This is a genomic window from Specibacter cremeus (assembly GCF_003946885.1).
Taxonomy (GTDB): Bacteria; Actinomycetota; Actinomycetes; order Actinomycetales; family Micrococcaceae; genus Specibacter; species Specibacter cremeus.
Genome location: NZ_RWKQ01000036.1, coordinates 18,552 through 36,957 on the forward strand (window position 1 = coordinate 18,552; position 18,406 = coordinate 36,957).

Annotated in this window: 18 protein-coding genes and 2 pseudogenes; 12 read left to right on the forward strand and 8 right to left on the reverse strand. The window is 67.4% G+C overall.

Annotated elements, in window-relative coordinates; translation table 11 throughout:
- The first annotated feature begins 3 nt into the window (after positions 1–3).
- Both EJC77_RS13990 and EJC77_RS13995 read left to right on the forward strand, forming a co-directional pair.
- Positions 4–912, forward strand: a complete 909-nt coding sequence (locus EJC77_RS13990; protein WP_125613766.1) for an MTAP family purine nucleoside phosphorylase — start codon at positions 4–6, stop codon at positions 910–912.
- Positions 909–1,961, forward strand: coding sequence for an NAD-dependent epimerase/dehydratase family protein (locus EJC77_RS13995; RefSeq protein ID WP_125613769.1), 1,053 nt, complete (start codon positions 909–911; stop codon positions 1,959–1,961). The genes EJC77_RS13990 and EJC77_RS13995 overlap by 4 nt, the downstream gene beginning before the upstream one ends.
- A 119-nt stretch (positions 1,962–2,080) precedes the next feature.
- Here EJC77_RS13995 and EJC77_RS14000 read toward each other — a convergent pair whose 3' ends face one another.
- From EJC77_RS14000 to EJC77_RS14015, 4 genes and pseudogenes are all read right to left on the reverse strand, one after another.
- Positions 2,081–2,587: a ribose-5-phosphate isomerase gene (locus EJC77_RS14000; protein WP_125613772.1), complete on the reverse strand. Its 507-nt coding sequence runs from the start codon at positions 2,585–2,587 to the stop codon at positions 2,081–2,083.
- A 2-nt stretch (positions 2,588–2,589) separates the two neighbouring features.
- A pseudogene (locus EJC77_RS14005) lies at positions 2,590–4,331 on the reverse strand (dihydroxyacetone kinase family protein).
- Between the two features lie 30 nt (positions 4,332–4,361).
- A complete protein-coding gene (locus EJC77_RS14010) occupies positions 4,362–5,138 on the reverse strand; it encodes an SDR family NAD(P)-dependent oxidoreductase (protein WP_125613775.1) in 777 nt (258 codons plus the stop codon).
- Complete coding sequence (locus EJC77_RS14015; RefSeq protein ID WP_125613848.1) at positions 5,135–6,025, reverse strand: sugar phosphate isomerase/epimerase family protein; 891 nt, start codon at positions 6,023–6,025, stop codon at positions 5,135–5,137. The genes EJC77_RS14010 and EJC77_RS14015 overlap by 4 nt, the downstream gene beginning before the upstream one ends.
- 205 nt (positions 6,026–6,230) lie before the next feature.
- Between EJC77_RS14015 and EJC77_RS14020 the strand changes: the two genes are divergently transcribed.
- The 4 genes from EJC77_RS14020 (at position 6,231) to EJC77_RS14035 (ending at position 10,239) form a co-directional block, all read left to right on the forward strand.
- Complete coding sequence (locus EJC77_RS14020) at positions 6,231–7,568, forward strand: MFS transporter (RefSeq protein ID WP_125613778.1); 1,338 nt, start codon at positions 6,231–6,233, stop codon at positions 7,566–7,568.
- 35 nt (positions 7,569–7,603) lie between these two features.
- On the forward strand, positions 7,604–8,470 hold the full coding sequence (locus EJC77_RS14025; RefSeq protein ID WP_420820319.1) for a transketolase: 867 nt from the start codon (positions 7,604–7,606) through the stop codon (positions 8,468–8,470).
- Entirely contained in the window at positions 8,467–9,459 is a 993-nt protein-coding gene (locus EJC77_RS14030) for a transketolase family protein (protein WP_125613783.1), read from the forward strand. Before EJC77_RS14025 ends, EJC77_RS14030 begins: the two co-directional genes overlap by 4 nt.
- A 120-nt stretch (positions 9,460–9,579) precedes the next feature.
- Positions 9,580–10,239: a GntR family transcriptional regulator gene (locus EJC77_RS14035; protein ID WP_125613786.1), complete on the forward strand. Its 660-nt coding sequence runs from the start codon at positions 9,580–9,582 to the stop codon at positions 10,237–10,239.
- 110 nt (positions 10,240–10,349) lie between these two features.
- Here EJC77_RS14035 and EJC77_RS14040 read toward each other — a convergent pair whose 3' ends face one another.
- The 4 genes and pseudogenes from EJC77_RS14040 to EJC77_RS14055 all read right to left on the reverse strand — a co-directional run bounded on the left by EJC77_RS14040 (position 10,350) and on the right by EJC77_RS14055 (position 13,052).
- Entirely contained in the window at positions 10,350–10,748 is a 399-nt protein-coding gene (locus tag EJC77_RS14040; protein WP_125613789.1) for a nuclear transport factor 2 family protein, read from the reverse strand.
- A gap of 166 nt (positions 10,749–10,914) precedes the next feature.
- A pseudogene (locus EJC77_RS14045) lies at positions 10,915–11,103 on the reverse strand (chromate transporter); the annotation flags it as partial.
- A gap of 104 nt (positions 11,104–11,207) precedes the next feature.
- On the reverse strand, positions 11,208–11,744 hold the full coding sequence (locus EJC77_RS14050; RefSeq protein WP_125613793.1) for a hypothetical protein: 537 nt from the start codon (positions 11,742–11,744) through the stop codon (positions 11,208–11,210).
- A 135-nt stretch (positions 11,745–11,879) separates the two neighbouring features.
- On the reverse strand, positions 11,880–13,052 hold the full coding sequence (locus tag EJC77_RS14055) for an alkaline phosphatase family protein (RefSeq protein ID WP_164520426.1): 1,173 nt from the start codon (positions 13,050–13,052) through the stop codon (positions 11,880–11,882).
- A gap of 825 nt (positions 13,053–13,877) precedes the next feature.
- On the opposite strand from EJC77_RS14055, the gene EJC77_RS14060 reads away from it, so the two are divergent.
- From EJC77_RS14060 to hisD, 6 genes are all read left to right on the forward strand, one after another.
- On the forward strand, positions 13,878–14,336 hold the full coding sequence (locus tag EJC77_RS14060) for a MerR family transcriptional regulator (RefSeq protein ID WP_205787346.1): 459 nt from the start codon (positions 13,878–13,880) through the stop codon (positions 14,334–14,336).
- Positions 14,336–14,788 carry a hypothetical protein gene (locus EJC77_RS14065; RefSeq protein WP_125613799.1) on the forward strand — a complete coding sequence of 151 codons (453 nt, stop codon included), beginning with the start codon at positions 14,336–14,338 and terminating at the stop codon, positions 14,786–14,788. The genes EJC77_RS14060 and EJC77_RS14065 overlap by 1 nt, the downstream gene beginning before the upstream one ends.
- Positions 14,789–15,084: 296 nt before the next feature.
- Entirely contained in the window at positions 15,085–15,252 is a 168-nt protein-coding gene (locus tag EJC77_RS21140) for a hypothetical protein (protein ID WP_240630262.1), read from the forward strand.
- A 371-nt stretch (positions 15,253–15,623) separates the two neighbouring features.
- Positions 15,624–15,797, forward strand: coding sequence for a helix-turn-helix domain-containing protein (locus EJC77_RS14075; protein WP_125613802.1), 174 nt, complete (start codon positions 15,624–15,626; stop codon positions 15,795–15,797).
- A 265-nt stretch (positions 15,798–16,062) separates the two neighbouring features.
- The gene (locus EJC77_RS14080) at positions 16,063–16,938 is read left to right on the forward strand and encodes a carbon-nitrogen hydrolase family protein (RefSeq protein ID WP_125613806.1); all 876 of its coding nucleotides are present in this window, start codon (positions 16,063–16,065) and stop codon (positions 16,936–16,938) included.
- A gap of 111 nt (positions 16,939–17,049) precedes the next feature.
- Positions 17,050–18,402, forward strand: coding sequence for a histidinol dehydrogenase (gene hisD / locus EJC77_RS14085; protein ID WP_125613809.1), 1,353 nt, complete (start codon positions 17,050–17,052; stop codon positions 18,400–18,402).
- Positions 18,403–18,406 lie beyond the last annotated feature (4 nt).

The following is an 18,406-nucleotide window of genomic DNA, read 5'->3' on the forward strand; positions in this document are numbered from 1 at the left end:
GTCATGGTCCCGCAACCCGAAAACCAGTCCGCCGACCGGCCGCCGACCGTCCCCCGCGTTCGGCTGGGGATCATTGGCGGCACCGGGCTGTACCGGCTGCCGGGCGCCCGGATCCTGGAAACCGTGGGCGTGGACACGCCCTTCGGCGCCCCGTCCAGTCCGGTCACGGTGGCCGAGCTCCCCGGCGTTGGCGGGTCCGGTCCCGTCGTCGCCTTCCTGGCCCGGCACGGCCACGGCCACACGGTGGCGCCGCAGCAGATCAACTACCGCGCCAACCTGTGGGCGCTCAGGAGCCTGGGCGTCGCGGCGGTGCTCGGTTCATCGGCGGTGGGCGCGTTGGTCGCCACCCACCGCCCCGGTTCGTTTGCCGTCCCCGACCAGTTCATGGACAGGACGTGGGGCCGGGCGGACACGTTTTACGACGGGACCGTGCCGGCCGGGGTCCAGCACCTGCCCGCCGCCGAGCCATACTGTCCACGGTTGCGGACCCTGCTGCACACCGCCCTGGGGCGACTGGGGGAGGACTTCCGGCCCGCCGCCACGGTGGCCGTCATCAAGGGCCCCCGGTTCTCCACCCGGGCCGAGTCCGCCGCCATGGCCGGCATGGGCGCGCACCTGGTCAGCATGACGGCGTACCCGGAGCCCGTCCTGGCCGCGGAGCTCAACATGGGCTTCGCCACGCTGGCCTTCGTCACCGATGCGGACACGGGCCACGACGGTTCGGAACCCGTGACCGCGGAGCTTGTCCTGGGCCGGCTGGCCGCCGCCCAGCCGCGCATCCTGCGCGTCCTGGCCGCCGTCGCCGGAATGGTCGACGACGGCTACCGCGCCCCGCGGTGGATCGCCGCGGCCGCGGTGGCGGCGGTCATGAACGCCGCACCGGCCCCGGGGCACGGTCCGGGCCGGCCGTGAGAATCCTGGTCACCGGCGGCGCCGGCTTCATCGGCTCCCACGTTGTCGAGGCCGCTCTGGGGCAGGGCTGGGACGTGCGGGTCCTGGACCTGCTGGACCCGTCCGTGCACCCGCGGCCGCCCCGGCTGCCCGCCGGGGCCGAGCTCCTGGCCGGGGACGTCGCCGACGCCGCGACGGTGGCCACCGCCTTGGCGGGCGTGGACGTGGTGGTCCACCACAGCGCCAAGGTGGGCCTGGGCGTGACGTTTGCCGACGCCCCGGACTACGTCCGCAACAACGATCTCGCCACGGCCGTCCTGCTGGCCGGGATGGCCGCCGCCGGGGTCGAACGGCTGGTGCTTGCCTCCTCCATGGTGGTCTACGGCGAGGGCGCGTACACGGACGACGCCGGCACGCCGGTGCGCCCGGGCCCCCGCCTGGCGGACGACCTGGCGCATGGCCTGTTTGAGCCGCGCCACCCGGTATCCGGCCGGCCCCTGCACCCCGCGCTGGTCACCGAGGACGCCGTCCTCGACCCGCGCAACGTCTATGCCGCCTCCAAACTCGCCCAGGAGCATCTGGCCGGCTCGTGGGCGCGGTCCACGGGCGGGCGGGCCATCGCCCTGCGCTATCACAACGTGTACGGGCCCCGGATGCCCAGGAACACCCCCTATGCCGGCGTGGCCAGCCTGTTCCGCTCCGCCCTGGCACAGGGCCTGCCCCCGCAGGTGTTCGAGGACGGGGGCCAGCGGCGCAGCTTCGTGCACGCGGCCGACGTCGCCGCCGCCAATGTATTGGCCGTTGGCGCCCTGGCCGCAGCCGCGCCCGGCTGGTTCCGCGCCTACAACGTGGGCGCGGACGAGGTCCACACGATCGGGGAGGTGGCCCGGGTGTTGAGCACCCTCACCGGCGGCCCCGCGCCCGTGGTCACGGGCGCGTTCCGGTTGGGCGACGTCCGGCACATCACCGCCAGCTCGGCCCGGATCAGGGCCGAACTCGGCTGGGTTCCACGGCACGGCTTCGAGCGTGGCATGCGGGAGTTCGCGGCGTCGCCATTGCGCGGCGATTGATGCCATTTTCGAAGACGGCTGCACGGGATGTCTACAGTCGCTGCACCGCTGAGACTACCGCCATCGGGCGCGGCTGGCCGGGATCGCCCTGTGAAGCCTGGGGAGGGTTCCACCGAACCCTACGACCCCGTTGCGCGGCCCTGGCAGCCTTCGAAGTCCGTGAGGAGTTTGACCTTCGCAGCCGACGCCGATTCCGGGTCGAAGGTGTAGCCGATCCACTCGCGGGCCAGCCTGCGGGCGAGTTCCACACCGACCACCCGCTGGCCCATGATGAGAACCTGGCAGTCGTTGGAGAGCACGGAGCGCTCCACCGAGAACGAGTCGTGGGCCGTTGCGGCGCGGATTCCATCCACCTTGTTGGCGGCGATGGCCACACCGATTCCCGTGCCGCAGAACAGGATGGCCCGGTCGGCGCGACCGTCCCTGATCATCTCGCCGGCCGCGATGCCCACGTAGGGGTAGGGTTTGGTGAACTGCTCGGGCGCATCGGTGCGGTTGACCCCGATGTCGATGACTTCGCCGACGCGGGGGTCCGCACGAAGGTCCGCCATGATCTGGTTCTTGTAGTCGACGCCGGCCTCGTCGGCACCCAGGATAAGCCGAAGGCCCACGGGCTGTCCTTCCATCGTCACGAGAGTGCCCCCGCTGTCCGCCGGATCGCCGCAAGGTGGGGGCCCATGACGGTGAAGGCCATTGCCAGGGAGGTGGCTCCCGGGTCTGCCGTGCCCACGCTCTTTTCCGCCAGCGGGCGCGCGCGTCCCTTCAGCGGGCGGAGCGCGGCCGTGGCTTGCGCCGCAGCAGTTGATTCTCCGGCGGCCTCGGCCCAGGCCGGTCCCGCTCCGGCGCCTTCCGCGACGAGACGGCTGAAGGTCTCTGCGAAGGGCAGCAGCGCGTCCACCATGGTTTTGTCCCCGGGTTCGGCCTTGCCGAGCGCGGTGATCCTGGTGGCGAACGCCGTCACGGCGGCGGCGAGTTCCCCCGGGCCCGGTGCCTGATGGTTCCCGAGGGATTCGCCGAAGGCCCGCAGGCCCGCACCCCACAGCACGCCGGATGTTCCGCCGGCCCTGTCGGCCCACGCATCACCGGCTGCCACGAGCACCGCGCCGGCCCCGGCGCCCTGTGCAAGGGCGTCGGATGCCGCGGCGGTGGCAGCGTCGATCCCGCGGACCATGCCGCGCCCATGGTCGCCGTCACCGGCAATGGCGTCCATGTCCCCCAGCCGCGACTCTGCGCCGTGCAGTGTGTCGCGGGCTGCTTCCAAGGCCGCCAGGGCGCTGGCTGCGTATTGGCGGGAGCCTTCGGCGGCCTCGAACGGAACCGCTGCGGTGCCGCCGCCGGGCTCGGGTTCGGCGTGGGCGTCTGCGGGCTGCGGGGCGGCGTTGCCGCGCCGGAAGGCCGGCGTTTGCGCGGGCGCCGTCCACAGTGGTTCCAGTTCGTCGTCGAGCCAGGTGATGGTGAGGAAACGCCGGCCATGTCGAGGCTGGTGACCAGTTCGCCGACCTCGGGCATGACCAGGGTGTAGCCGGCTGCGCGGAGGAGCGGGGCGACCGTCAGCCACAGCACGAAGAGTTCCTCATGTTTGGTGGATCCGAGGCCGTTGAGGATCACGGCAATGCGATGCCCCGCGCCGGGGGGTGTCTCCGCGAGCAGCCGCGAAACAAGTTCCCGGCCAAGCCCCTTCGCCGGAGGCAGGGCCGTGTCGGACAGGCCTGGTTCTCCGTGGATGCCCAGGCCGAGCCCCATCTCCTTGTCCTTGAGGGTGAACAGCGGGGCATCCGCGCCGGGGAAGGTGCAGCCGGAGAAGGCGCTGCCGATGGTCCGGGTGAGGCTGTTGGCCTTGCGGCCCAGGCGGACGACGTCGGCCAGGCCGGCTCCCGCTTCGGCAGCGGCCCCCATCACCTTGAAAACGGTGAAGTCGCCGGCGATGCCGCGGCGCTTGTCCGTCTCCGACGGCGGGGCGCTGGCGATGTCGTCCGTGACCAGCACGTTTTCGACGGCCAGTCCTTCGGCGCCTAGCCGTTCGCTGGCCATGCCGAAGTTCATGACATCGCCGGCGTAGTTGCCGTAGGCGAACACCACACCGGCGCCGGAGTCCGCGGCCTTCGCCACGGAGTACGCCTGCCGCGCGGAGGGAGAGGTGAAGATGTTGCCGATCACGGCGCCTTCGGCCAGTCCGGCGCCGATCAGCCCGGCGAAGGCCGGGTAGTGGCCGGAGCCGCCGCCGGCGAGGACGGCGACCTTCGGGTTGGCGGGCCGGAGCCGGCGCACGGCGCCGCCCGGGACCTGGCGCACGAGGTCTGCATGGAGGTCGCAGAACCCGGCGAGGGCTTCCTCGGCGAAATCGGCGGGGTCGTTGAAAATTCTGGTCATTGTGGGCTCTCTCGGCTGCCGGAAGGGCTGCTAGTGGATGTGGCTTCCGCCGTTGATGTCCATGGTGGTGCCCGTGAGGTAGGCGGAGTCCTCGGAGGACAGGAAGGTGATCACGGCGGCGATCTCCTCGGTGGTGGCGGTGCGGCCCACAGGGATGCTGGAGGCGATGGCCGCCTCCTGCTCGTCGGTACTGCCGACGCGGATGTTGGTGTCCACGGCGCCCGGGGTGATGGCATTGACCGTCACCCCGGTACTGCCGATCTCGCGCGCCAGGGCCTTGGTGAAGCCCAGGATGGCCGCCTTGGCCGCGGAGTAGGGGACCTTGCCGAAGACGCCGCCGCCGCGCTGCGCGGAGACGGAGGACATGTTGACGATCCGGCCCCAGCCGTTGGCGATCATGTCCGGCAGGAAGGCCCTGGTGACGAGGTAGGTTCCCGTGGAGTTCACGGCCATGACCTTGTTCCAGAGTTCCAGCGTGGTTTCCAGGAAGGGCACCGGCGAGGTGATGCCGGCGATGTTGGCCAGGGCTCCGACCGCCGGAAGCGTGCCGGAGCCGACCTCCGCCGCCACTGCCTTGTAGGCGGCGCTGACGGAGTCCTCGCTGGCGACGTCGATCTCGTGGCCGAAGGCGGGAACGTTGAATTCGTTGCCGATCTCCGCGGCGACCTTGGCGGACTTCTCGCCGTCGAGGTCCAGGATCACCACGGCCCAGCCTTCACGGGCGTAGCGGCGTGCGGTGGTCAGGCCGATGCCCCGGTCCGAGGTGGCCCCGGTGAGGACGGCGGTGCGCTGGATGGTGGTGGTCATGATGCTCCTTGACGGTTGTTGAGGTTGCGTGGGTGGTTGGGGTCCCCGGCCGGGGTCCGTGGCCGGATCAGGTCGGTGATGAGGCTGGCCGCTTGGGCTGCGGCCGCGGGGCGTTCGTCATGGGTGACGTCCCGGGTCTCCAATTCAAGTGAGAAGTGGCCCGAGTACCCGCGGGCCGCCAGTGAACGGAGCCCGGCGGCGAAGTCCGCCCGGCCGTTGCCGATGCTGAGGTTGATGTTCCCTGGCACGGCGTCGCGCAGGTGAACATGGGTGATGCGGCCCTGGTGCCGTTCGATGTATTCGAGCGGGTCTTCGCCGGAGGCCACGATGTGGCTGAAGTCCATGACGACTCCGACACCGGATCCCGCCAGCCGGTGGGCCAGCCGTTCCGCGCGTTCCAGGTTCCAGCAGAAGCGAAGGAAGTGCAGGGATTCTGTCCAGAGTTCGACGCCGAACTCCGCCGCCCGCTCTCCGGCGCGGACCAGCTGGGCGGCGATGGTGTCCAGATCCTCTTCGAGGCTTCTGACAGGTTCGTGGTTGAGTGCGCCGCACGGCAGGACGAGCGCCTTCGCCCCGGTTTTGGCCGTCAGTGTGAGCAGCGCATCGAGGTGAAGATCGCGGGCAGCCTGCCGGTCGGCGTCGAGCGCTGCGTTCAGATCGCCGATGTCGCCGTTGACGGAGCGGACCCGCAGCCCGGAGGCGGCAACATCGGCGGCAACGGCCGTGATGGCGTCGGCGTCCAGGTCATACGGGACGTGGTTGCAGACGCCGGGGAGGGCGCCGAGGTCGATCTCCTCAAAGCCCAGGCCACCGATGGTGCGCAGGGCGGCGGGAAGATCCTGATGGCGGAAGCTGATGGACGAGCATCCGAGCCGGGTATGGAACATCGTCGTTGATCCTCTGGTCATGCCCACGGGCTTAGGTGGTGGGCACCACAATATGTACGTTGACTGTCAACAGTCAACTCCTAAAGTTGACTGTTGACAGAAGTGGATGGCGCAGGTCACACTGGCGTATCATTTGTTAACAGTCGACAGTGCTAACGCATCGAACACATCGAAACGTTGGTCGCTCTTCGAAAGGGATTCACCAATGAGCAAAGAAGCTCTGGCCATGCGCGGGCCGGTTCACGGCACCAGGGACGCCAAGCGGGTTGCCGTCGGCTCCGCCGTCGGTGCAGTCATCGAAACCTACGACTTCATCGGTTTCGGCACCGCGGCTGCCCTGTACTTTGGAACAGCGTTTTTCCCCGGGGCGGATCCGGTCACGGGAACCCTGGCGGCCTTCGCCACGCTCGGCGTCGGGTTTGCCGCACGGCCCATCGGCGGCATCATCGGCGGTCATCTGGGCGACAAGCTCGGCCGCAAGCCCGTGCTGGTCGCCTCGCTGATCCTGATGGGTCTGGCCACGTTTGCCATCGGCCTGCTGCCCACCTACAGCCAGGTCGGCCTGCTGGCGCCGGCCCTGCTGGTCTTCGTCCGCATTGTCCAGGGATTTGCCTTCGGCGCCGAATGGGGCGGTGCCATCCTCATGAGTTACGAGCACGCCCCCTGGAAAGCCAAGGGCAAGTACACGGGCATCGTCCAGGCCGGCTTCCCGGTGGGGCTGCTTCTGGCCAACCTTGTCTTCCTCGTCAGCGTCCATCTCGGCAGCTCACTGGCCTGGCGCATCCCGTTCCTCGCCAGCATTGTGCTGGTCGCCGTCGGTCTGATCATCCGTTCCAAGGTCCCCGAGTCCCCGGTCTTCGAGGACGTCAGGGACAGCGGCACCATCGCCAAGGCCCCCATCGTTGAGGTGCTGAAGACGGACTGGCGCAACATCGTGCGCGGCATCGGCCTCCGTATTGCCGAGACCGCCGGCTACGCCGTCTCGGTCACCTACATGATTTCCTACCTGAACAGCCAGCACTTGGCCGACAAGACCCAGACCCTCATCGCGCTCTCCATCGCCTCCGCCATCGGGATCTTCGCGACCAGCGCCTGGGCCCGCCTGACCGACAGAATCGGCCGCCGCCCGCTCTACGTCTGGTCCTGCGCCTTCGCGTTGCTGTTCGGCATCCCCATGTTCCTGCTGGTCAACACGGGCCTGTTCATCTTCATCATCGCCACCATCGTGATCTCCTACGCCGTCTGCCAGAACTCCCTGGCGGGCGCCCAGGGCGCCTGGTTCCCGGAGCTCTTCCAGGCGAAGACCCGCGCCTCCGGCGCCTCACTGGCCTACCAGATCTCGGCCATGGTGTCCGGATTCACGCCCTTCATCACCACGTTGCTGTTCGTCAGCTTCGGCTGGATGGGTCCGGCGCTGCTGTTCAGCGTATACGCCGCCATCGGGCTGTGGGCCGCCGTCGCCACCCGGGAAACGTGGGGCAAACGTGAGCGTGGACTGGCGGACGAGGCCACCAAAAGCACCCCCCAGTCGGTGATCGTCTGATGGCAACCACCCAGGAACTGCACGAGGTGGGAAGAATGCCCGGAGAAACCGCCACGGACCGCGCTGAACGGGTCGGCAGTGCCGCCTACCGTATCAGGCACCACGCCCTGACCATGGGCGAGGTCCAGGGCCAGGGCTACGTTGGCCAGGCCCTCGGAGCGGCCGACATGCTGGCCGCCGTGTACACGGACCAGCTCCGCTTCCGCGCCGACCAGCCCGACTGGGAGGGCCGGGACCGGTTCCTGCTCTCCACCGGCCACTACGCCATCGGGCACTACGCCGCCCTGGCCGAAGCCGGCCTCATTGCCGTTGAGGAACTTGACACCTACGGCTCGGATGATTCCCGGCTGCCGATGTCCGGGATGTCCACCTACACCCCGGGCATGGAAATCTCCGGCGGCTCCCTCGGCCATGGCCTGGCCATCGCCGTCGGCATGGCCCTGGGCCTGCGGCACCGGGGGTCCGAGGCGAGGATCTACAACTTCCTCTCCGACGGCGAACTGGACGAAGGCTCCACGTGGGAGGCCGCCATGGGCGCCCACCACCACCGGCTGGGCAACCTCACCGCCATGGTGGACATCAACGCCCTGCAGGCGGACGGCAAGACGGACACGGTGCTCCGCACCGAACCCGTGGCTGACAAGTGGGAGGCCTTCGGCTGGTACACCCAGCGGGTGGACGGGAACGACGTCGGTGCGCTGCTGGCGGCGTTCGACAACGCAGCCGCCCAGGCGGCCGCCGTCGGACGTCCCTCCGTGATCCTGTGCGACACGAAGGTGGGCCGCGGCGTGCCGCTGCTCGAGAACCGCGAAAAGGCGCACTTCATGCGCATCGAGGACCACGAATGGCGGCTCTGCCGCCAGCAACTGAGCGCCGGATACGAAGGAAAGGCCGCCCGATGAGCGCCGCCGCCGCACCCAGGCTGAAAACGTCGGCCATGATCGCGTCCTTCGCCGAGCCGGGCCAGAAAACCGCGGCCGCCCCGTTCGGACACGCCCTGGTGAAGGCCGCGCGGGAGAACGACAGGATCGTGGGCCTGACCGCGGACCTGGGCAAGTACACGGACATGCACATCTTCGCGCAGGCGTTCCCGGAGCGGTTCTTCCAGATGGGCATGGCCGAGCAGCTGCTCGTCGGCGCCGCCGCGGGTTTGGCGCAGACCGGCCTGGTGCCGTTCGCGTCCACCTACTCCGTGTTCGCCGCGCGGCGCGCGTACGACTTCCTCTGCCTGGACAGCGCCGAGCCCAACCTCAACGTGAACATCGTCGGCGGCCTACCCGGCCTGACCACGGGCTACGGGCCCAGCCACCAGGCAACCGAGGACATGGCGATCTTCCGCGGCATGCCCAACCTGACGATCGTGGACCCGTGCGATTCAGTGGACATCGAGCAGGCGGTCCCCCAGCTCGCGGCCAGCGACGGCCCCACCTACCTGCGGCTGCTGCGCGGCAATGTCCCCACGGTGCTGGACGAGTACGGCTACACGTTCGAGCTGGGCAAGGCGAAGGTGCTGCGCGGCGGCAACGACGTCGTGTTCGTCTCCAGCGGGCTGATGACCATGCGGGCGCTGCAGGCCGCCAGGGCGCTGGCCGCCCACAACGTGGACGTCGCCGTCGTCCACGCCCCCACCATCAAACCGTTCGACACCGCGACGGTCTTGGCCGAACTGAACACCGACCGCCTCGCGGTCACACTGGAGAACCACAGCGTGGTGGGCGGCCTGTTCGAAACCGTCGCCTCGGCGGTGGTCACCGCCGGCCTGGGCAAGAGGGTTGTGTCCGTGGCACTGCCGGACGAATTCCTCGACGCCGGCGCCCTGCCCACCCTGCACGATCGGTACGGCCTGTCCGTGCAGCGGATCGTCGCGAAGGTTCTCGCGGAACTGGGCTGAGCCGGATCTGCACGGCGGAGGCGCGGAGCCGGTTCAAGCCGGTTCCGCGCTTCTGCCGTAACATCAACAGTTAACACGCCGACTGTAAACAGTCGACCACTGACATTGAGGACGAAAACGATGGCCGGAACAACGGCACCGCTGCTTGGACTTGAGAAGAAAAGCCTTCGCGAGCAGGCGCTGTCGGCGCTGCGCACCGCCATCACGAGCGGGGAGCTGGAGCAGGGCAGGCACCTGGTGGAAACCGAGCTGTCCGACATGCTGCAGATCAGCCGGGGAACCCTGCGGGAGGCACTGCGCCAACTGGAACAGGAGGGCCTCCTGTCCGCGGGGCCGCGCGGCCGCCTCTCCGTCCGGCACCTGGATGCCAAGGAAATCCGGGACATCTACTCCGTGCGCGCAGCACTGGAATCGCTGGCCGCCCGGACGTTGTGCGAACTGCCGGACCGCCAGCACGTCATAACCTCCCTGCGGGCCGCCATCGACGCCATGACAGCGGCAACCCGGGGCAGCCTCGAAGAGCGGATCGAATCGGACCTCGAGTTCCACCGCACCATGTGCCGCCTCACCGGCAACGAAACCCTGCTCCACTCCTGGGAATCCCTGGAGGGATCCATCCGGATGTCCATCATGTTCGCCGGGCTGGAAAAGGGCGTCAAAAACATGAGCGTGGACCGGCACCACGACATCGTTGCCGCCATCGAAACCGGCGATGCCTCCCTGGCCCGCAAGACCATCCGCGAGCACATGGACACGGCCGCCGAGAATCTCGTCGCCTAGCGTTCCTCAAAGGAGGTAGACAAAATGGCGACGCAGGGTGCGGGGCGGGCCGTCCCCAGACCCAGGGTCTGGGGCGGGTGTTGAGCCAGGCGGCGACCAGGGCCGGTCCGTCATTCGGTCACTGTGTCGGCATGCCGGTGGGCTACCTTCCATGCGCCGCCTTCGCGGCGATACACCTGGGTGGCCCGCAGGGTGAAACGGCGCGGCTGGCCGTTGACGGAGGCGGAGATGTGCTCCAGGCCGGCGGTATAGGCCATGTCATCCACCACGTCATACGCCTGCAATTCGAACGCGTACGACGTGCAGTCGGAGAACGTCCGCTCGAGGTATGTGAAGGCCTCGTCCACCTCCTGCAGCCCATAGGCGTTGCGCCACGCACCCAGGATGCTCACGGGCTCGTTGCGGGACCAGAGCGCCCGGCGCGGGGCCAGGTCGCCGTTGTGAAGGGCCAGTTCCGCTTGGTACAGCGCGGATTGGACCCAGGCTAAAAAGTCGTCGCGGTCGGTCATGCCCATCAGTATGCTCCTGGGCCAGTGGGTTGCACAGGCGTGCCAGCAGAGTCTGTTCGCAGCATGGACGAAATGTCCGGATTTGCCGCGGACAGCAAAGTTCGATGCATCGGTGCGTCCGGGTTTCAAGGAACCGGGACGGGGCTGTCTGGGCCAGGTCCGCTCGTCAGTGCAGGAGGATCCCTGCGGCGATGACGATGTAGGGTTCGTTGATTTTGAAGCGCCAGAGCAGCCCGAGGGATACCAGGGCGATGGCTGCGGTGGTCCAGTCGGTGACGGCTTCGCGGGTCAGGACGACGACAGCGCCGGAGAGGGCGCCGGCGGCCGCGGCGGTGGCGCCGGCCACGAAGGCCTTGACCTGTTTGTTTGTGACCCGTCAGCAATTCTCGAAAACGAAGGATTTCGAGAACGCCGCGAAACGAGAATCGCCCCGCTCCACCCCTGGTGCAGCCGTGCCTGTCATTCTTCGAAGTCGTCTGCACTGGCACCCGCGGAAGTACGGGGGTTGTGCAGATGACTTCGAAAATGACATACAGGGTCGGTTTTCTGCGACAGGGTGCCGTATTGCCGCGGCGAACGGCTCGACCAGAGCTGAATGTCGGCTTCTTGAACGCCCTCAAAGATCGCAGAGTGTGTAGTTAGTGCTCCGGGTTGGTGATATCCCCGTTGATGGGCATGGGCCAGCACCCAGGCCGCCTGTCTGTCCGTAAAGCCGTTACTCTTCAAATAGGCCGTAACTTGATCGTCCTGCCAGGAGCTGGGGTAACTACTGTCTGCCGCTTTGGCGGCAGGAGGCGCTGCCGCAACGACAGATGATAGCGGAGGGATCGTCGCCCTGTACGCTGCGTAGCCCTTTTGTTCTAGGCCCTTTCGTGCACCCGCTGTGAGCTTCCCTGGCTCCAAATCTGCAAGATCCTGCTGGACCTGGTGGATGACTCGCATCGCCTCCGTATAACGGTAACTCGCGAGGTCGAGATCCGTGATGGCTTGGTCCATTTTACTAGTCTCCAAACGAGTTGCCCGAAAACGTCAGGCGGCGAGCACCGCCCAGCTGCTCGGCGACATCGAGGGCCATCACGGACCGGTACAGCCCTAACATTGACCGGCCACGGGCCCCCTGGTTGGCGGACATCAACCGAGGATGGCAGGCTTCGGGGGTTTTGGTGGGTTTTTGTTCACTGTTCCGTCGGTGGGGGCAGGGACTGTGGAGCCGTCGAGGGTGGCCAGGGCAGGCATCGCTTGTCCGGCGGGTCCATTCCAGGGGTCGGGCGGGACCGGGACCGGTGCGGGATCCGGGGATGCCGGCTGGGTGATCATGGTGCCCGGGGCGGGCGGTTCCGGCCGTGCCAGCGTCGGGTCGACGTGTGCCGCCAGGGAGGGTGCGGCATCGACGCGGGCGACGCCCATGGCGGGGAGCCCGAGGAGGTCAATGATGGTCTTGGGGATCGATGCGTGGGAGTGCCATTGGGGGTCGATGCTCTGCTTGACTTTGCCGCCGAACATAATCAGCGGGATTCGGGATCCGCCGATGGCGGCGAAGCCGCTCGGGTGAAGGGCATCCGGCACGGTCTCAATGCCCGGGGTGGGAACGGAGTCGGTGTAACCACCCCAGTCGTCCCAGGTGAGGATGAAAGTGGTGTCTGCCCAGCCGCCGCCGTCGATGACCGCCTGAACCCTGTCCCACACCAGGTTTTGTCCCTTGGTCACGTAGTCGGGCGTACTCACGTGCGGTGGGTGTTCGTCGTAGCCTGCGGGGCTCCAGACATAGCAGATCTGCGGGAGGGTGCCGGCCTTGGCCATGGGGATGAAGTCCTTGGGCGGGAAAACCTGCGAGGAGCCCGGTGCGGTGCCCAGGCTCTTGTAGAACTTGGTCGGATACCCGGACCCATCCGGAAACGCGGCCCAAGGGACGCCGCCGGCCTCGGCAGCGGTGAAGATGGACGGCAGGTCCCAGACCGGATGGGGGCCGACGAACGGCGGATTTTTCAGGGTCGGCATCTGGCCGCCGATGGCGAGCATATGTCCCGGGGTGGAGTTTGATCCCGAGCCAAAGTGGTGGTCGCAAAAGGTGAACTGCTTGGCCAGCCAACTGTAGAAGGGGATGACGGTGTCATTGTTGACCTGGGCGTCCAGGGCCGGGTAGTCGCCCATGGCATAGTGCACCCACGCGTTGCGGTCATGGGGCTGGTCAAAGTTGGGTGGCGCGTCCAGCAGGCTGCCGTGGTTGGCGACGGCGGCACCCCAGGCAGCCATGGTAGGGAAGTAGAAGTCGGTGGTCTTGTTCTCCTGGATGAATACAACCACGCGGTGTCCTGGGATCGCAGCCATGTCATGTCCTCCGCCTGTGGCCCCGGTCCTCTACCGGGTGCCGTTCCCCCATCGAAACACACCCGCCATCCACTTACCAGAGCCAGCCCTATGGCTTGCTTCCTTGGCCCGATGGTTATGGTCGGAGTAAGAGTTGCTCGAGCAATAGTCATGGCCTGGTGACCGCCAAGAAGCGTGCCGTCGGGTTCCGGGACGCTTACGCGAATCGGGAGCTGGTCAGGCGCTGGAATGGGGCACTGGCACAAAAGTGAGTCCGGAAAAGCGCTCCCGAAACGGGACGAGCTGCCTGTCCGGTCAATGCACATGGATGACGAGACTCAGACCTCAGGGATTCTCAATTCAAGTCATTCTCGAAATCATTCGTTATCGAGAGCCAAGTAGCGGATCCCAAAGTAGGTGCACTCCTGACCTGTGAGTCGCAGAGTTATCTGGCTCATTTGTTGTAGTGCTATTTGGCCTGATCGTTCTCCGCTGCCCGTTTTCAAAACCCTGCTGCTCAGCCTCACTGCCGGGTTCCGCCGTCGTCATTGGAGCATCATTCCACGCGGTGTCCGTGATCAGCCAGCCCGGTGGCGGACTTGACGGCTACGCCGTCGAGTGTGGGGAGCGCGGGGACCAGCCGGTGTTCGGCATCGTGGATGGTTTCTTCCACCTTTGACAGAGCCGTGTCGGCGACAACGATGGGTGCCGCGCCTTGCAGCCCGTGGCCCACCCCGCACAGTTGCGGCCTGCTCACCGCAACACACGGGCAGCGAGCCTACGATGAATTGTGAAGGTCTTATGTTTCAGGGAGGGGTGTGGATGACCGTCATGACGATCGGGGCCTTGGCACGACATACCGGGGTGCCGGTCAAGGCTTTGCGCAAGTATGAGGAACTGGGCCTGATCTACACGGTGGGGCGTAGCCCGGGGAACTACCGCTTGTTCGACGATGAGGCATTGTGGTGCGTCGGGGTGGTGGGAGCCCTGCGGGACGTGGGGCTGACGCTCTCAGAGATCCAAGACCTTGCCCAGATGTATTTGCAGCGCCTTGATGAGCCTGCCGGTCTCCGGCTGGCAGGCCTGCTCGATGCGGTGCGAGCCCGGACCCAGGAGCGGATCATGGAGCTGGAAAGTCTGCTCGCCCGAATTGACGGCTTTGACGCACTCCATGCTGACGAGCTGGCCGGTCGCGCGGACCCGCATGTGCACGACCCGCATTTCGCGCACAAGGGGATTGACTCTCCCCCGGGGGCAGGTCCTAGCCTGATCTTGAGGTGATGGCAGTGTTCAACGCAGGGGAAGTGCCGCCGACTACGGTGAGGCGGTTCGGCGGTCATGGCGTGTTGCGCCGCTGGGGCATATCGTGTGTCCTCTATTTTGCCGCGGTGGCGGCGCTGCTGGCTATTGCGCCGCACCTGCCGGCACGCTTGGATTTGGCCATGGTGGGACTTGCGTCGCTTGTGGCGGGGACTTGGTGCGGGCGTAATTTTTGGCGGTGCCACAGGGCTCATTGCGTGATTACAGCCGTCGGGTGGCTGGGGATCGCGGCCCTTGCCGGCATCGGGGCCGAGCTTGGCCACAGCCTGATCGGCGGCTATGAGGAGCCGGTGTTCATGGCCGTCCTCGGCGCCGGGTTTGCCTTTGAATACCTCTGGTATCTGGTGCATGGGACCAGTACGATCTCACGATCGAGACCGCACGGCGTAGGGATTTCCGCTGTGCCGACGTAGAGAAGGTTTGAGGATCTTTGACGGATTCTGTCCGGGCCCCGACGGGGACATCCAGGCCAGGAGCCAAGCCCTGGTTATTGAACTCAGCGGTTCGCGCGCCTGAGGGCCGCTGTCTTCGGCCCGGGGGACAATAGGGTCATGGATTTCGAATTGCGCACCATTGCTGACTGCCCCCATGCAACCTCCGCCGCCGAGCTGTTTGCCCGGGCCCGGATCTGGAAGGCGCCGACCCGGCAGCACTAACGGTCCGTAAAATCACCACCGACGCCGACGCGTTCGTCCTGGACTTCCACGGCTTGCCCACCTTCACCCTTGACGGGGCGGACATGTTCCCTACGGATACCGACCCAGCCGTGACGTGCCGCGTCTACCCGACACCGAAGGGCCTGTCCGGGCTGCCGAGTCTGGAATCCCTGCGCGAGGTAGTTCGCGCGGCGCTGGCCCGCACCGGTCCCACGGGCTGAACCGGCAGGAAGGCGCCCGATGGATATGCCGCGGGAGGAGATCATCTCTTCGAAGCACGGCGGGCCTAGTTGAACGCGGTTCGCCTTGATGACTGAGCGCTGACAGGCAAGCGATCTTTCTGCGCTGCTGGAGATCCTGGGCCTGATTCGGATTCCGTGGCACGCGCGATGGGGTTCCACGGTTTATCGCGACCCTCGACCGTCCACGGCAGCCGTTGGGCCGCGCACTCGCCTTCGAAAAATGACATCAGGCGCTGCAGTCCCAGTCGTACTGCTGGACCGGGTGTCGATCGCCAGGTCAAGGCTTGCCTTACGGACAGGTGGCGGCCGTGCAGGCGACTTTGGACATTTCGTGCAGTTGACTTCGGAAAATGACGGTGGGCGGCCGCAAACGACTCATGACGGAGTCCAAGATCCGCTCCGTCCGCAAACTCCTCGCCCAGGGAACACCGCCCCGGGAGGTTGCCAGCAGCCTCGGCGTCTCCGTCCCCACCCTCTACCGGTGGGTCCCCGCCACGGGGACCGCGGGGGCCCCACCGCAGTAGTCACTGCCGTTTGGTGCAGGCGACTTCAATGATCGGCTGCCTGTTGTAGCAGGCCCGCCGGGACGAAAGCTATGATGGCTACCTGGTGCCGGACGGGGTGCGCGCCCTCGACGCGGCGGGGGAGGAGTTCTACCCGTGCGAGCTGGCCGCCCCGCTCCATACGAAGTCGTCCATCCTGACCAGGAAGGTCCACAACGAGCTCGGCCTCCCTGGACCCCGGTACCCATCTGAACAGTTACCAGCAGGAAACGAAGAGGTTCCTCCGTTGCGCACACACATCCCCCTCGTGGCCGCCCAGGCTCCTCCCCAGCTCATCGGCGCCCCGCTCTCAGACTTCGCCGACGAGGCCTGCCGGGCCATGGACCGGCACCCCGACGCGGAACTGCTCGTCTTCCCGGAGCTTCACCTCTTCGGCGACGGCGTGCCGGACCGTCAACGCGTCGAGGCCCTCCGAAGCTCCGCCGAGCCGCTCGACGGCCCTCGCGTTGAGGGGCTCGCAGACCTCGCGAGGGAGCTTGGCGTTTGGCTGGTGCCGGGAAGCCTGTGCGAAGCGGGCACTCGGGGCGAGTTGTTCAACACACAGATCGTTCTCTCGCCCGCTGGTGAGCTTGCGGGCAGCTACCGAAAGATCTTCCCCTGGCGCCCCCACGAACCATACGACCCGGGTGACCGGTTTGCCGTTGTCGACCTGAACGGTGCGGGCCGTGTCGGACTGAACATCTGTTACGACGCCTGGTTTCCGGAAACGACGCGCCAGCTTGCCTGGATGGGCGCCGACATCATTCTCAATGTCGTCAAGACAACGACGCCGGACCGTGCCCTGGAGCTGGTGCTGGCTCGGGCGAATGCAATCGTGAACCAGGTCTTCGTCGTGAGCGTCAACTGCGCCGGGCCGACCGGCGAAGGGCGCAGCCTTGTGGTCGACCCCGAGGGCACCGTCCTCGCCGAGGCCCCAGATGCGGCACCGACCCTGCTCGCCGTTGACCTGGACCTGACCGCCCTCGACCGCGTTCGCGCGGTCGGTACGGCCGGTGTGAGCCGCGTGTGGGCGCAGTTCCGGCCCGGCGAGGCACCGATCGATCTGCCCGTCTACGCCGGACGGATCGACCCGGCCACTTGGGCCCCCCAGCCCCGCGAATAAGGTGGCGAGCAGCCTCCCGCCTCACTGCGTCCGCGCCCGTACAGTGGCGGACCGCCACCATACCCCGATGTGCCCCTTGTCACAGCGGCCGCAGAGCCTTACTGTATACGTATGCACCTCACTCCTGCAGACAAAACACGCCTGACGGGCACGGTCACCGTCGTCCGCGAACCCAACCGCCCGGACGTGGCGGCCCAATCCGACCCCAGGGTCATCTCCACGGTCTCCGAAATGCTCTCGGCCATCGAGTCGAAAGGTCTCGAGGCCGTGCGCGACTACGCCGAGCGACTCGACGGCTGGTCCGGCGGGATGGACTTCGAGATCACGCCCGCGGAGGCCGACAGGCTCACCGCCGGCCTCCCCGCAGACCTGCGCGAGGCTCTCGATGCCGGCGCGGAGCGCACGCGCCGTTTCGCGCAGATGCAGCGCGCGCATCTGACCGATTTCGAGGACGAAGTCATTCCTGGCGTCGTGTGCGGCCAGAAGTACGTCCCCGTCGGCACGGTCGGCGCCTACCTCCCGGCGGGCCGGTTTCCCCTGCTCGCCAGTGCGTTCATGACGGTCGGCGTCGCGCGGGCCGCGGGGGTGCCGAACATCGTCTCCTGCACGCCCCCGTCCAACAACGGGCACGTGCATCCCGCCGTGCTCTACTCCGCCCGCGTCTCGGGGGCCGAGAGGATCTTCGCCCTCGGCGGCGTGCAGGCCCTCGCGGCCATGGCCTTCGGGTTGCTCGACACGAACCCCGCGGACATGCTCGTCGGAGCCGGCAATGCGTTCGTCGCCGAGGCCAAACGGCAGCTGTACGGAAAGGTGGGCATCGACGTCCTCGCAGGGCCATCGGAAGTGGCCGTCATCGCCGACGAGACCGCCAGCGCGGCCATGGTCGCCGCCGACCTGCTGGCCCAGGCCGAGCACGGGCCCACCTCGCCCGCATGCCTGGTGACCACCTCGCACCGCCTCGCCACCGAGGTCGAAGCCGAGATCGACCGGCAGCTCGCCGGCCTCGCAACCCGCGAGATCGCCGGTGCCGCATGGCGGGACTGGGGCTCGATCTACGTCGCGGACTCGCCACGGACTGCGGTCGAGGTCATGGACGCCCTCGCGCCCGAGCACCTCGAGATCCTGACCGCGGACCTCGACTACTACCTGGCGAACCTCACCAACTACGGCTCGCTCTTCCTCGGCGAGTGGTCCACCGTCGCCTACGCGGACAAGGGCATGTCGGGCACGAACCACGTCCTGCCCACCGGGCGCGGCTCGCGCTACACGGAGGGCCTCTCGGTGGCCCGCTTCCTCAAGCAGCTCACCTACCAGCGCGCAACCCGCGAGGCCACTGAGGCCCAGGCCGGGCCCGTGGTCACGATCGCGGGCTTCGAGCAGATGCCCGCGCACCGGGACAGCGCGCAACTGCGCCTCGACCTCATCCGCTCCGGGGACGCGGACCGGCTCGCGGCAACCCCATAACTGT